The sequence below is a fragment of the Vescimonas sanitatis genome, from assembly GCF_049060325.1.
GTDB lineage: Bacteria > Bacillota > Clostridia > Oscillospirales > Oscillospiraceae > Vescimonas > Vescimonas sanitatis.
Genome location: NZ_JBMGPW010000009.1, coordinates 50,396 through 65,158, shown reverse-complemented (window position 1 = coordinate 65,158; position 14,763 = coordinate 50,396). Strand labels below are relative to the sequence as shown.

Annotated in this window: 13 protein-coding genes and 1 pseudogene; 7 read left to right on the top strand and 7 right to left on the bottom strand. The window is 54.0% G+C overall.

Features of this window, described 5'->3' with window-relative positions:
* The first annotated feature begins 6 nt into the window (after positions 1-6).
* The 7 genes from ACOMDU_RS11400 (at position 7) to ACOMDU_RS11370 (ending at position 7,583) form a co-directional block, all read left to right on the top strand.
* On the top strand, positions 7-555 hold the full coding sequence (locus tag ACOMDU_RS11400) for an RNA polymerase sigma factor (RefSeq protein ID WP_421130427.1): 549 nt from the start codon (positions 7-9) through the stop codon (positions 553-555).
* Entirely contained in the window at positions 542-904 is a 363-nt protein-coding gene (locus ACOMDU_RS11395) for a DUF4179 domain-containing protein (RefSeq protein WP_421130426.1), read from the top strand. Before ACOMDU_RS11400 ends, ACOMDU_RS11395 begins: the two co-directional genes overlap by 14 nt.
* The gene (locus ACOMDU_RS11390; RefSeq protein WP_421130424.1) at positions 891-1,517 is read left to right on the top strand and encodes a histidine kinase; all 627 of its coding nucleotides are present in this window, start codon (positions 891-893) and stop codon (positions 1,515-1,517) included. Before ACOMDU_RS11395 ends, ACOMDU_RS11390 begins: the two co-directional genes overlap by 14 nt.
* A complete protein-coding gene (locus ACOMDU_RS11385) occupies positions 1,514-2,143 on the top strand; it encodes a PrsW family glutamic-type intramembrane protease (RefSeq protein WP_421130423.1) in 630 nt (209 codons plus the stop codon). The genes ACOMDU_RS11390 and ACOMDU_RS11385 overlap by 4 nt, the downstream gene beginning before the upstream one ends.
* Before the next feature lie 158 nt (positions 2,144-2,301).
* Complete coding sequence (locus ACOMDU_RS11380; protein WP_421130422.1) at positions 2,302-2,655, top strand: glycosyltransferase; 354 nt, start codon at positions 2,302-2,304, stop codon at positions 2,653-2,655.
* Positions 2,652-7,031 (top strand): InlB B-repeat-containing protein, encoded by a 4,380-nt coding sequence (locus ACOMDU_RS11375; protein WP_421130421.1) that lies wholly within the window; start codon positions 2,652-2,654, stop codon positions 7,029-7,031. The genes ACOMDU_RS11380 and ACOMDU_RS11375 overlap by 4 nt, the downstream gene beginning before the upstream one ends.
* Positions 7,032-7,445: 414 nt before the next feature.
* A complete protein-coding gene (locus tag ACOMDU_RS11370) occupies positions 7,446-7,583 on the top strand; it encodes a hypothetical protein (RefSeq protein ID WP_421130420.1) in 138 nt (45 codons plus the stop codon).
* 37 nt (positions 7,584-7,620) lie between these two features.
* Here the strand turns inward: ACOMDU_RS11370 and ACOMDU_RS11365 are convergent.
* The 7 genes and pseudogenes from ACOMDU_RS11365 to ACOMDU_RS11335 all read right to left on the bottom strand — a co-directional run.
* Positions 7,621-8,064: pseudogene (locus tag ACOMDU_RS11365) on the bottom strand (VirD4-like conjugal transfer protein, CD1115 family); the annotation flags it as partial.
* Complete coding sequence (locus tag ACOMDU_RS11360; protein ID WP_421130419.1) at positions 8,051-8,242, bottom strand: hypothetical protein; 192 nt, start codon at positions 8,240-8,242, stop codon at positions 8,051-8,053. The gene ACOMDU_RS11360 and the pseudogene ACOMDU_RS11365, both read right to left, overlap by 14 nt.
* Entirely contained in the window at positions 8,235-8,750 is a 516-nt protein-coding gene (locus tag ACOMDU_RS11355) for a hypothetical protein (protein WP_421130418.1), read from the bottom strand. Before ACOMDU_RS11355 ends, ACOMDU_RS11360 begins: the two co-directional genes overlap by 8 nt.
* Positions 8,751-8,964: 214 nt before the next feature.
* The gene (locus tag ACOMDU_RS11350) at positions 8,965-11,052 is read right to left on the bottom strand and encodes a sodium-translocating pyrophosphatase (RefSeq protein ID WP_421130417.1); all 2,088 of its coding nucleotides are present in this window, start codon (positions 11,050-11,052) and stop codon (positions 8,965-8,967) included.
* 773 nt (positions 11,053-11,825) lie between these two features.
* A complete protein-coding gene (locus ACOMDU_RS11345) occupies positions 11,826-12,446 on the bottom strand; it encodes a VanZ family protein (protein ID WP_421130416.1) in 621 nt (206 codons plus the stop codon).
* A 142-nt stretch (positions 12,447-12,588) separates the two neighbouring features.
* On the bottom strand, positions 12,589-13,887 hold the full coding sequence (locus ACOMDU_RS11340; RefSeq protein ID WP_117822224.1) for a tyrosine-type recombinase/integrase: 1,299 nt from the start codon (positions 13,885-13,887) through the stop codon (positions 12,589-12,591).
* Between the two features lie 109 nt (positions 13,888-13,996).
* Entirely contained in the window at positions 13,997-14,671 is a 675-nt protein-coding gene (locus ACOMDU_RS11335) for a helix-turn-helix domain-containing protein (RefSeq protein ID WP_242997298.1), read from the bottom strand.
* Positions 14,672-14,763 lie beyond the last annotated feature (92 nt).

Genomic DNA, 14,763 nt, shown 5'->3' with positions numbered 1-14,763 from the left:
AACGCTATGACCTGCGACGAGAGCTTATACCGCCAATATCTGAGCGGTGACGACGAAGGGCTCAATGCCCTGATGAAGAAATACGGCGACCCCCTGACCTTGTATATCGACGGCTATCTGCACGACGTTCACGAGGCTGAGGAGCTGATGCTGGATGTTTTCGCCTATCTGTTCACGAAAAAGCCCCGCATCCGGGACGGCGGCTTCAAGGCGTATCTCTATAAGGCGGCGCGGCACATGGCGCTGCGCCATAAGAGCAAGCGGAAGCCCCTGTTCAGCCTCGATGCGCTGACCGGCGAGCCGGACGGACGGCTGCTGGCGGAGGAGGTCATCCGGTCGGAGGAGCGAAACCGCGTCTTGCACTTCTGCATGGATGAAATGAACCCGGACTACCGGGAGGTTTTGTATCTCACCTATTTTGAAGGCATGAGCTACGCACAGGCGGCGGAGGTCACGGGAAAAACGGTGAAGCAGATCACCAACATGGTATATCGCGGAAAAGAGAGCCTGCGAAGGCTGCTGGAACGGGAGGGAATCACAAATGCGGAGTCATGAAGAGCGCGTCGCGGAGACGAAGCGGCGCATCGCCAAAATTGAGCGGGAGAAACGGCTGCGGCGCAGTACGATCACCATGGCTTCCGCCGTGGCGGCGTGCCTTGCGCTGCTTGTAGGCGCGTCCCTCGCCATGCCCGACATTGCCGCAAGCATCCAGACAGGCGACTACTCCGGCTTTGAAACGGCGGCAAGCATCTTTCACGGCGGCGCTGCCTTGGGATACATCATCATCGGGCTGCTGGCGTTTTTGCTCGGCGTGTGCGTGACCGTTCTGTGCTTCCGGCTGCGTCAGATGAGCCGTGAGGACGATCAGAACAAAGAAAGCGAGGGGATTCATGGAGCTGATTGAGAACCTGCTGCAACTGCTGTTCACGTTCGTGGGCGCGCTGCTTTCGGGCATATCCTACCGGAAAAGTCGCAGGCAGGCGTATTTTCTGCTGCTGTGCTTCTACGGCTGCTTTGCCCTCGGCGCGCTCTACTGGACGCTGTATCTGCTGCTGTTCGATACCACACCCCGGGTCTTTTATGTGTCGGAGTTCGGCTGGGTGGCCAGCCTCATCTTCCTGCGCATTTTGCAAGCAACGCTCGCCACTCAGGACGAGCGCAGCTTCCGCTGCCGCAGGGCGTGGCTCGCGCCTGCGTTCGGCGTGCCGCTGCTGGCGTTCTACTGCACCTTCGGGGACATTCTCTCCAACCTGATCTGGTGCGGCATGATGATATGGCTCTCCTTCTGCGCCATCCGGGGGCTGGTCTACGCCAACGGGCAGACGGATACGGCGCGGAATATGCGGTACTTCCACATCGGCGTGCTGTGCTTTGCGTTCTCGGAGTACCTGCTTTGGACGGTGGGCTGCTTCTGGCCGAACACCTCTCCGGCCAGCCCAACCTTCTGGTGCGATATGCTGCTGACGCTTGCGATTCTGTGGCTGCTGCCCGCCACGAGAAAGGCGGTGGAAGCATGACCTATATTGAAAATATCTTCCTCTGCATGGTATCTCCGCTGCTGGTGGCCGCCCTGTGCATGGGCAGGCGGCAGCTCCGCTTCTTCCTGTTCTGCATGGCCGGGATGGGAGTGTGCCTGCTCTCGGCCTATATCAACACCTTCCTCGCGGCGGTGTGTCAGGCGGACGCCCTTGCCGCCACGGCGGAGATCGCACCGGTGGTGGAGGAGATGATGAAGCTGCTGCCACTGGTGTTCTATCTGCTGGTGTTTGAGCCGGAGGGGGATAAAATCAAGGCTGCCGCCATCACGGTTGCCCTGAGCTTCGCCACCTTTGAAAACGTGTGCTATCTCATTCAGAACGGCGCGGACCGCTTCTCCTTTATCTTCTTCCGGGGCTTCGGCACGGGAGCCATGCACGTCCTCTGCGGCCTGATCGTGGGCGGCGGGCTTGCATACACATGGCGGCGGACGTGGCTGAAGATCGCGGGCACCTGCGGGCTGCTGGGCGCGGCCATCACCCTCCACGCCACCTACAATTTGCTCATCGCCCACGGCGGCGCGGCGCAGTACATCGCCTACGCCCTGCCGGTGCTGCTGGTGGCGGCGGGAAGATGGTCCGTTTTCCGCTTATCGCAGAGGAAATAACCGAACATTTACTCCCTGAGAGCTGCTTTTTGGCGGCTCTCAAATTTTTTTGAAAAATTTTGCGTTTTGGGTGAGAGTTTTTTCGTTTTTTTGTACCTATATAAGTGAAAGGGTTTTTATCACAGTTTCAGACAAACCGGAGAGGAGGTTCGAACGAAATGTACGATACCGCAAGACGGGTCGCACTCGTCAAGCAGCGGGTGCGGGAAAACACCCGCCGAAGGCAGCGGCGCGAGGCAATAAGCCTCTCCGCAGCGTGTATGCTGCTGTTCGCGGTGCTGACGCAGGCGGCGGGCACGGTCGCCGGGCCGGGGCAACCGGAAGCATGGGGCGTGTTCGGCGCGATGCTGCTGCGGGAGGACGCGGGCGGCTATGTGCTGGTAGCCGTCGTCTCCTTTGCCGCGGCGGTGGCGATCACCGCGCTGTGTTTCCGGCTCAGAATCAGAGAAAACCGGAAAAAAGGCGGGGCGGACAAACCGAACCGACACGAACAGGAGGAGAAAAGCCAATGAAGAAACGAATACTTAGCATCCTGCTGCTGTGCTGCATGGTGCTGACGCTGCTGCCGACAGCGGCCTTTGCTGCGGGTGAGCTACCGGATGTCAAGCTTTCCGTCCCAACGACGTTTGACAAGACCGTGGACCTTACAGGCCAGAACAAAGAATTGAAAATCACGGACAGCAAAACCTATCTGATCAAGGGCTCCGCAGATCCGAACTGGTATTTTCAATACCGGATCAAAATCGATGGCAAGGGCAAGAACATTACGCCGCACATCTTTCTGGACGGCGTCCGCCTTCAGGCACCCAAGGACGGCCCTGCCATCGAGCTTTACGGCGGCGCCTCCGCCTGCCTGTACTTTATCGGCGGGGACAGCGAGCTGATCGGCGCGGAGAACTTCGCTGCGCTGCAGAAAAACAAAACCGATGGCTATCTCCGGGTTCTGGTGCAGACGGGGACAAAGCTCACGTGTGAAGGCGGCAGGTATGGCGCTGGCATCGGAGGCTCAAAGGTCGGAATCAAGAACTTCTCGCAGGGACACGGCATGAACCTTCATTTCGGCTCTCTGGCGACGGGTATCTATGGCGGTGAGATTCTTGCGACCAGCGGCGTATACGGTGCGGGTATCGGCGGCGGTCAGGGCGGCGTCGGCGAGCAGATTTATGTGTATTCCGGCAAGCTGACGGTGCGGTCCGTTTCGGAAGGCGCAGGGATCGGTGGCGGTCAGGGCGGCCCCGGACGCTTTATTTATATCAAGGGCGGCACGGTGAATGCCGGCAGCGAGTCAGGCGGAGCAGGAATAGGCAGCGGCGATCAAGACGGACAGAACAAGTCGGAAGATGCGCATCATATCGAGATTTCCGGTGGAACGGTCGAAGCTTGGAGTAACTATGCCGGCGCAGGAATCGGTGGCGGAAGAGGCGGTTCGGGCTATGACATTTCCATCACTGGCGGCGTGGTGAGGGCGCAGGGCTACTTGGGCGCGGGCATCGGCGGCGGCATGAACGGCAACAGCGGGAACATTCTGATCAAGGACACAACGCTGACTGCGCTGGCCTTTCCGCTTTATCAGGACTACGGTTATACAGAGCTGTCTGCATCCGCGGTCGGAAGAGGCTCGAACCGGGCGTACTACATGGCAGTGATGCAAGATCAGGAATTTGCAATGATTATAGAAGAGAACATCAAAATCGGAGCCTCGGACGGGAAGTCCGTGTGGCTGAGCGCGACAGGGTGGCAGTGGCGCCACAACCAGGAACCGTATAAGAAGTACTGGGGCACCACAACGGAGCTTCTTATCCCCAACGAAAATGGGCGCGTGGACCTGCAGCGGTTGAGCCTGCCATATGCCTACAATTACGGCAGAGTGATCAGCAAGCTGGAGCTGCGCTGCGAGGAAAGCACATGCAGCCATGAACTGGGTTGGACGGACCGGGACGGCTGCCACATCTGGGCCTGTGTGAAATGCGGCGCGCGAGACCCCGCTGCGGAAATGTCCAAACAAAACGCCAAACACATTCCCGGCGACTGGAGCAAGCAGAAGCAGCTCTGCACTGTGTGCGGCTATGTGATGGGAACGGACACGAAGGCGCCGGTGCTGGAGGGTTTGAAGAACGGTGAGAGCTACACCATCGAGGATGTCATCGATGGAAATCCCGGCGCGTACACCTTCACCGTGAGCGACCCTGCTGAATCGGGAGAGACATCCTCCGGCATCAAGTCGGTGACCATCAACGGCGAGCCGCAAGCCGGCCCCACCTATCGTCTCCCCGCGCCGGATGGCGGCAACAATGACGCGGGAAATGAATATACCGTGGTCGCGACTGACAACGCGGGAAACGAAACTACTGCGACAGTCAGAACATACAGGCGGCACCACGTGAAGGTCATCAGCCAAGACGGCAAGAAGACCTACGCCGATCTGATGCTCCCGCACAATGAATATCTGGTGCTCCAGATCAGGCTGCCGGCGGGCGTGTCGGCAACGCTGACCGATCAGGCAGACGGGACGGAAATCCCATATGACAAGGAAAACGGAGAGTTCCGGGCAGGTCTGATCACCAAAAGCCGGACGCTCGTGCTGAATTATTCGACGGAATATCCGAGGGTAGAGCTTCGTTTGGGGACGGGGCAGTACTTCACGGGATATAACGCGGATTCGGACGAACCGTATTATCTCAAAGGCGCGTCCATGGATGAGAATTCCTATCAGATAGGCATGTGGGTCGACACGGACGCGAAGCCAGGCTATTACCTCAGCTCTCCGGAGCGCTACACGCAGGAAGAGCTGGCAGCGCTTGACGGGTCCCTCTGGAAGGAATACAAGATAGCGGAAGCCACGCCGGGATCGATCGTGCTGCCATTTATCTTAATCACAATAGACGCTGCGGCGTATGAAGAAAACGGCGGTTGGTATGTCTACGCCAAAGCCACGAACCCGACGGGAACGACCTATGTCTCTACGCCGAAGATGATCATTGACGTCGAGAACCCGAAAGCCATTGATTTTTCGACCGGCAAGGAACTGGTAAGCAACGGAAAATACTGGGGAGACCTGCGGTTCACGGTAGAGGACTCATCGCCCGTCACGGTTCGTCACTATACATCCCCGGGTGGGACCGCTGAACTTTTGACGCCGGATGAAAAGGGCGTTTATACGATCTCGGCAGAGTATGACGGCAGCACCCAACACATGCTTGTCATCGAAGACGCCTGCGGAAATACGACCTCCTACAAGTCGTTCAAGGTTTGCTGGAACTACCTGATCAATGTGCGGGAGAAGGACCATTGGGATGCGCCGCCTGCGCAGCCGATTCGTATTTCCAAGGGACAGAATCTGCAAGAGGCGCTCTCCAATATCAATATCGGGGTTTTTGCAGCTGACACCAACGATTGGATACCTGTCGATGTTTCGTGGAAGATCCCGGACGATTATGATCCGCAGTCCCGTCGGGAGCAGACCTTTACCGTCCTCGGCACGGTGGTTCTGGAAGGCACCGGAGCACGCTGCCCATCAGGACTCGATGTTGTCCCGCGTCCGGGAGAGGAGTGGAAGAAGAACATCTCGGTGCAGGTGACCGTGGAGGGCGAGCCGCAGTATAAGGTGACGGTGCAGGATTGCAAAAACGGCAGAGTCAAGGTGGTGAATGCCGCGGGAACCGCCGAGGACGGCACGCCTCTGTTCTGCAAGGACGAGCTTGTCATGCTCTCCATTGCACCCGATGAGGGCTATATGCTAAGCACGCTGTCCGTCAACGGTATCCCCGCCACCGTTGCGGCTGGGGAGGATACCTATACCTTCGTCCAGCCGGAGGGAGATGTTACCATCACCGCAGCGTTTGAAAAGCGCAACGAGCATACCGTCACTTTTGAGGCAGGCGGCGGCTCCGAGCCTGAGGAGCTGCCAGATGAGGTCCCCACCGCAATGCCCGCCAAGAAGGTATTGCACGGCAGCGAGTATTCTCTGCCGGAGTGCGAGTTTGTTGCGCCCGAAGGAAAGCAGTTCAAGGCATGGGAGATCGGCGGCACGGAGTATCCGGTGAACGCCCCTGTGACCGTCACCGCTGACATCACAGTCAAGGCGCTGTGGGAGGATGCGCCTCCCGCCCATGAGCACAGCTACGGTGACTGGAGCAAGGACGGCACGAGCCACTGGCACGAATGCACCGATGATGACTGCCCGAAGAAGCCCGAGAGCATCAAGGACAAGGCTGCGCACGTCTACACCGATGACGCGGATACGACCTGCAATGTTTGCGACTATGACCGCTCCGTCACGCCGCCTGCACCCACCGAGTTTATCGTCACCTTTGACGCGGGCGATGGTACGTCCTCTGTCGGCAGCATGACCACCACCAATCAGAAGCTAAGTTCGCTGCCCAGTGCCTCCCGGAGCAAGCACAGCTTCAACGGCTGGTACACCGAAAAGAACGGCGGTACGAAGGTTACGACGGATACCGTATTCCATGCCAAAACCACCGTCTACGCCCACTGGACGTATACCGGCGGCGGCTACTACTATCCGCCCGTCACCTACTACACGCTGCGCTTTGAAACAGGCGGCGGCAGTGATATTTCCAGTGTGCAGGGAACGTACAATGCCTACATTGACCTGACCCAATATGTCCCCACCTGGCGCGGCCACACCTTTACCGGCTGGTACAGCGAACGCAGCCTGAAAAACAAGGTTTCCGGTGTTTATCTGGCGAAGGATATGACCGTGTATGCAGGCTGGCGCGTGACCACAGTCCCGCAGACCGGCGACAGCAGCGTGTTAGGCTTGTGGGGGTTCTCCCTCTGTACATCTCTTGCCGGATTCCTTGCACTGACCACATGGCAGATCAGGCGGCGGCGTCAGGAAAAATCACTGCAAATCATCGAAAAGTAAACAGGCTCACCTTTAGGGGCGCGGGGCAAATAGCCCCGCGCCCCTTTTCGATTTCATTCGTCAGGAAAGGCGGTTGCTCTTTTGAACAACCGCCTTTCGCCATATCTATCCGATTTGAACAGAAAGGAAATCAGTCTATGGCAAAAGAGTACGGGAGGTGCCGCTAATGCTGCGGCAACGAGCCGCGCCGGGAGCAACATAGCCGGACGATACCCGGACAACATAGGATACCTATGCCCTCCGGCAGGCACCGACAATTTCCATGCTGAACCGCACCGAAGCGCCCATGCAGGCTTTTATGCCTGTGTGGGCGCTTTTTGTCATCCACGGCACTTCTTCGCCGTGGGCTGCCGCTCCCCGCCGCCCTTCGTTCTGGAAGGAACATCCACCCGAACAGGACGAAAGGAGCGCAGCATGAGCCGCGAAAAAAATGTTTTTGAGAAGTTTCCGAAAAAATGGCCAAAAGGGCCATTTGGAAAACCAGTAAGGGGTGAAAGGGGAAACCACGACCTGCCTTCCGGCGCGAAGGGAGGTGAGACATTACCGGCATAAGCAGCACACCTTCGATGCGTTCCGAGCAGTGAGCCTAGAAGCGTGTTTTACCTGCACCGGAACCGCCGCATACAAGTACATTCAGATTTCTACGGTGCTTTCTTCCGTCCAGGCCGATGGCGACATTTTGCGTCAGCAGCTTGTTTTCCGTCTTATCCTTGTTGGCATATTTCTTGTTGACCGAACCAGCCGTGCCCCATTTAGCTGATCCGTGCTCTTCTCGCCGTCTGTAATTGTGCTCCGTGGAGAGATAGACGCCGATGGCGATCCCGTACACCAAAAGCAAAGTGAGGACAGTTTTTACACTGTCCTCACAAAGCTGTATCTGGAATGGGTTTTGCATCACCGATCCGAACTGCTGAACCAGTCCGGGCAATCCATCCTTTAAGCAAGGAGCAATCAACAGGCCGAGCCACACAACCGGAATTATGCCGCAAAGATAAAGGATCACATTCTGCTTGGAGAGCTTATCTTGCCTCACGGTCGGCTCTCCGTTTCTCTTTCTTTGTTGGGGCATCAATGACCTTCAGGATCAAATCGTTAATGTCTTCTGTGGGCTTTTCGTCCCGGAGAAGATCGTTCCGAAAATCCATCAGGCTGCTGACCATCAGACGCTGCTCAAAATCGTCCAGCGTGACGACTTTCTTTTCCTCAGCCATATTGGGGTACCTCCTTATGGAGCTTATAAATAATACAACAAAAACTCTTAAGGACGATTTGTCCGTTGAAATCAAGCAAGGCAGCAAACTGTCCATTGCGGCGGCTTGCTTCTCTATCTATGCCTTTCAAGAATTGAAGGCGCAGCTCTCTCAAATTGATGAGTTGCGCTTTATTTTCACTTCGCCTATCGCTGCCATTTATCGCGGTAACATACCATGAATCAGCCGCTGCATCCCAATCAACTTTTTCATACAGATAGTAGGCACCATAAGAACTCCGCAGGATTCTGGGAAAAAGCTCGATATCCTTCAGCGCGTCTTCTGCCGAAAAAGTGCATGGTTTATTCTGCTCATCGTTTACAACCTCAATCATCTGTGCTTCTTCAGCAGTCAAGAAGGCGGCATCTTCCTGAATCGTTTCACGGGAAAATGCGCTGAAGCCACTGCTGCACACGACCTCTGCACGGCGATTTTCGTTTGCCTGCTGCTGCAACGTCCCGATAGTCAAATCGATTGTCGGCAGGCAGTTCTGCCGTGGCCCAATCCTCCTCACTCCAAGCGATGGCCTCACCTGAGGAAGTCCCACAGTCGCATAGTAAAAACAACAAAAGAACAGGCAGGCAGCGGCTCACGCCACTGCCTGCCTGTTCAAAAAAATCAATTACTTAGCGCATCTGTGAGAGAGAAGCCGGGGGTGCTGCTTGTTTTTTCCCCTTTTCCCGTTACAGAATAGCATAATTCACGATCAATCCAGCAAACACGATGGACACCATGCTCAGCAGCTTGATGAGGATGTTGATGGCCGGACCCGCAGTGTCCTTGAAGGGATCGCCCACGGTGTCGCCCACCACGCCGGCCTTGTGGCAATCACTGCCCTTGCCGCCGAAGTTGCCTGCCTCGATGTACTTCTTGGCGTTATCCCAGGCACCGCCGGCATTGGCCATGTAGATAGCCATCAGGAAACCAGTAACGGTGGCACCGGCCAGCAGACCGACCACACCCTTGAAACCCAGGATCATACCTACCACAATGGGCGTCACCACCGCGATAACGGTGGGCAGCACCATCTCCTTCAGGCTGGCCTTGGTGCACAGATCCACGCAGCGCGCGTAGTCGGGATCTGCCTTGCCCTCCATCAGGCCAGTGATCTCGCGGAACTGGCGGCGTACCTCCAGCACCACGCTCTGGGCCGCGCGGCCCACGGAGTTCATGGTAAGCGCTGCGAACACGAAGGGCAGGCACGCGCCGATAAACAGGCCCACCAGCACCACGGGGTTCATCAGGGAGAAGTCCTCAAAGGTGACATTCGCGCCCACTTCCTTGACCTTTTCGATATAGGAAGCCATCAGTGCCAGAGCCGTCAGCGCGGCGGAGCCGATGGCAAAGCCCTTGCCGGTAGCTGCCGTGGTGTTGCCCAAAGAGTCCAGCGCGTCTGTGCGCTTGCGAACCTCCGGCTCCAAGCCAGCCATCTCAGCGATACCGCCGGCATTGTCGGCCACAGGGCCGTAGGCGTCAGTGGCCAGGGTGATGCCCAGCGTGGACAGCATACCCACTGCCGCCAAAGCAATGCCGTACAGGCCCATACCTGTGCTGGCTGCGCCGCCGGAGAGGAAGAACGCCAACAGGATGCACACCGCCACGATCACGATGGGCACCGCCGTGGAGAGCATACCCAGGCCAAGACCGCCGATGATGATGGTAGCGGAGCCGGTCTGGCTCTTGCTGCTCAGCTCCTGGGTCGGCTTGTAGGTATCAGAAGTGTAATACTCCGTGGCCTTGCCGATCAGCACGCCGGCCACCAGACCGGAGAGAATGGCCACATACAGTCCCCAGTGCTCGATGCCCAGCAGGGCCCACACCAGAAAGAAGGAGATAATAGCAATCAGAATAGCCGCCAGGTTGGTGCCGCGGGACAGTGCTTTCAGCAACGTGCGCTGGTCGGCGTTCTCCTCGGTCTTGACGAAGAAAGAGCCAATGATGGAGCAGATGATGCCCACCGCCGCCATGACCATGGGAATAGCCATGGCCTTGAAGGCCTGATCGCTGAATGCCGCCACGCCCAAGGCGGAGGCAGAGACGATGGAGCCAACATAGCTCTCATACAGGTCCGCACCCATACCGGCCACGTCACCCACGTTGTCACCTACGTTATCGGCGATAACAGCGGGGTTGCGGGGATCGTCCTCGGGAATACCTGCCTCAACCTTGCCCACCAGGTCGGCGCCCACATCGGCCGCCTTGGTGAAGATGCCGCCGCCCACGCGGGCAAACAGCGCCATGGAGCTGGCGCCCATGCCGAAGGTCAGCATGGCACTGGTGATGTCAGCGGCCTCCAGCTTAAACACGAAGCGCAGAAGCATGAACCACACGCTGATATCCAGCAGGCCGAGGCCGACCACAGTAAAGCCCATAACGGAGCCGGCGGAGAAGGCCACGCGGAGGCCGCGGTTCAGGCCGTCGCGGCAGGCGTTGGCGGTGCGGCAGTTGGCCTTTGTGGCGATACGCATACCCACGAAGCCAGACAGGCCGGAGAAGAAACCGCCGGTCAGGAACGCGAAGGGCACGAACCAAGTCAGCAACTTTAAGGCCGCCATAATGCACAAAACCACGATCATACAGGCAAAAAACACACCTACAACGGTGTATTGCCGCTTCAGGTAGGCGTTGGCGCCCGCACGGATAGATTGCGAAATTTTGCTCATAAGCGGGGTGCCTTCGTCAAAACTCAGCACTTTTTTGCCGGTGGCGAAGGCGAAGATAAGTGCGATGACAGACCCCATAAAGGTTGCCAAAACAAGGTATTTTTCCATGTTTTTCTCTCTTTCCGTTCCGAATTGTTGTGAAATTCGAAATCTTCTTTTTGTTCCTGAAATATTATAAAGAAAAACAGCTCGCACGTCAAATTTTCACACTTTTTTTGGGTACGCCTGAAAAAGTGTCCGGTTCTTTTCGTTATTTTGCCCGCAACTTTTTTATGAAAAAACTTCCCATTTTGTGGCATTTACATCCGGTTTTTCCCCAGCCGTGGAAGATGTACCATACGTTTAGAATGTATTTTTCGCCACGATATCCCACGGTATTTCAGGTACAAAAATTTTTTTATGCAACTTTTTCACTTGTATTGGTACCATTTCCTTAAAAAATATAGCAGAAATCCTTTTTCGCACTTTTTGCTGCGTTTTTTTGCTTTTCCGAATTCGCACGCCGGGGGCGTTTGCTAAATTGCACAACGGCAATTTGCAACATTTTCCCCGCAAATGTCCACGGCGGGAGAACGCGAAAGCTATGAAGCTTTGCGTTCAAACTATATACATTTACTTTCCCTTTTTGATACCTCAGCGGTACATCTGGGTAAAAAAGAAAGCCCTTTCGGGCAATGTCATTAAGTTAAGCAAATCCGCGCACACGAAAAAAAGCCCACCTCGACTTTTCGAGGTGGGCTTTTTTTATGCTTTCGTTATGTGGATTGCTTGTGCTTACTTCGCGGGCAGGACAATGACCTGTCCCTCGTAAATGGTGTTGGCGTTCACAAGACGGTCGGCGTTGCGCTCGAAGATGGCCTTGTACTTCATCAAACTGGAAGTTATCTGTCTTTAGATTTAGCTTTCAAAATGGCATATGCAATCAAAGCACCGATAATTATACCGATAAAGTTACAAATCAAATCATCCACATCAAAACTTCTGCCAAAGAACAGTTGTGCCATTTCAAAACAAATCGGAATTACAATAGCAAGCAATACCAGCTTTCTTCTGTTCCTAATTTCTGTAACAAGCGGAAGAAAAAAGCCAAACGGAACAAACATCGCGATATTGCCAATCAACATTGTTTTATCCCAACTCCCCAGTGAAAGTTCTCCATTTAGGCATTTTATAACTGAAGGAACAAGATTTACTACACCGAATTGAAATACTTGTCTCATTTCATTCCACCATCCAAAAAATATGCCATCATAAAAAGATAACCAAAAGTTTGCAGGAAGGACAACAAGGCTTACAAGACCAGTGAGATAGCAAATGAAAACAGTTTGCAAAGCTTCCTTCTTCCACTTAATTTGTATTTTCTTTTTCTTCAGAATTATGGAACGAATTGCCAAGAACACCAAGCCTACAATACAAGCACTTGGTAGAGCTTGCAAAAAGTATCCCAAAACACTTCCGCTATTCATTTCCATTCTAAAAAAATTGTATATATCTAAAAACATTTCTTCCTCTCCAAATTCCGATTTTTCTATTTAACCCTCTGAAAACTCTGTATTTTCAAGGCTTTTCGCCAGTGTAATTCTCAAACCTTATGTATTTTCCCTTGTTTTTGCCCTTATGAGCGAAAACAAGGGAAACTTTTTGTTATTCGCCGCCGACTACCTTATCCAGCAGCCTTGCGGAAGTACGCTTCGCTTCCCTTGTAGCGTGAGCGTAGATATTCATTGTGGTACTGACATCAGCGTGTCCGAGAAGCTCCTGCACATCCTTTGGGGCAGCCCCATTTGAGAGCAGATTGCTTGTGAATGTGTGACGAAGCTGGTGGAAATGGAAGTCCTCCAACCCATCGACCTTTTTCCTTGCCGCCCTGCACATAATCCCTACCGTACTCGGCGATTCAAACGCCCCGTCCGGTCTGAGGCAGACAAAGGATATTTCCTTGTATCCCTCCGGGACTTCTTCCGTTCTCGGCAGACTGTAAACCTCGTAATAAGTACGGTCTTTTTCTTTGACCTCACTGTAATAGTTGAGGCTGTACAACTCTCCGTATCGGAAGCGGTTTTTATGCTGTTCGGCTTTGGCTGTTCTAAGAATTTCTGCCAGTGTGTCGCAGAAGTCCACAGTACGGATTTTCTTTCGCTTGGTCGCTCCGATTTCCGTCTTGTGCCTTGCCCCGTTGTAGCGCATACTGCGGCGTACTGTAAGGTACTGACCTTCAAGGTTAATATCCTGCCAGGTCAAGCCGCAAACCTCGCCGATTCGAAGCCCCGTGTAGTAGGCAATCTGAATGGGCAGCAACGCCGGATTGTCTTTCTTTTTCAGAAAGTCCTCCAGCTTCAGATACTGCTCATGGCTGATTGTGGGGGCGGAAGTCACATTCCCGTCCTCGTCTGAGAACAGTTCGTATTCTTCCTTTTTGCCCCTCCACACTACATACTGCATCGGGTTAAAGGAAATCAGCCTTTTCGGGAACACCGCAAAACGGAACGCCCCTTGCAGGACTGCCGAGAACAATCGCAGATACCCCTTGCTGAGAGCCTTTGCCTGTGTGCCATCGGGATTTGTGCCACCGAAACTGAGGAAGTCGATATATGCCTGTAAATGGTCAGCAGTTACAGTTTTCAGCTTGCGTTCCCCAATCGGGTACTGCTTGATACGGTTTACCGTACCCTGATATGCCATTACTGTACCATTGCTCAGATTGCCGGGCTTCAGTTCTTCTTCCACCCATTGATCCAGCAACGTTCCCACCGTAACATTTTCGGACTTGGCTACGAATTTCTTTTCCTCGTAGTCTTCCATTGCCTTTCGCATAAGGGCTTCTGTTTCAGCCTTGCTTTCAGTGCCGGGAAACTCCTTCTGCACACGGTTTCCGCTTTCATCTTCGATATAGAAGCGGTAGTACCACTTTTTGCCTTTCTTTCTTACAGAACCTTTTGCCATAGATAAAATCTCTCCTTTCTATCCGTGGCAATCGGAACTGTGACATATGGTGTGCGTAAAGTAAATAGTGTCACTTCTGCCGATTGGTTTCAATCGGCTTTTTTAATTGTCAAGGTGCCACGGAATTGTTCTTTTCGGATAGCCTTTTTTCAGCTTCCGTCACTATCTCGAAGAGATCGCCCATCTTTACAGCGGTACGACCTTCATCGTAGATATGTAAAATCCCGTCAAGAAATCGTTTCATATCTTCGATAGGTAATTCCATTTCGTTGCGATAGACCTTTTCGGTAATCGCTCCCGACTCGATAGCGTATCGCATAAGCGATTGCTTCAAGCCTTCATCGTTTGCCACACGGTCAACCTCTGTCATAGCATCGGAAAAGTAGTGGCAAAGCACAGAGTACAAATCAATTATCTTCCCGAGAAATGTAGTGAGCATCTGTTGGTGCGGCTCACCCTTTACGGTAGAGGACACCGTATCAAGATATTTCTTGATGTGCTGCTCAATGTCCTTTTGGCAGAGTGTATAGCTGTCATATTCCTTATCATCAGAAAGACCTGTCAGCCATTCGGGAGTGGTAAGAAGTGCTTCGGCAAGACCGTTGATAATCATTGTTCGCTTCGGATCAACGCCGTCAGCTTCATACCTTTGAATGGTAGACTTGTTCACGCCGATACGCTTGCCAAGTTCCGGCATAGAAAGTTTGAGTTCTATTCTACGCTCTTTAATGCGTTCCCCGACTTGTTTTGGGGTAAACATTGTTTCTTCTTCCAAGGTATTCACCTCCTGTTTGAGTACAGTATAGCACAAACAAGCTCAATTTGCAACCCCTATTTCCGAAAAATATTAAAAATAATCCTTAAAAGGTTGCAAAA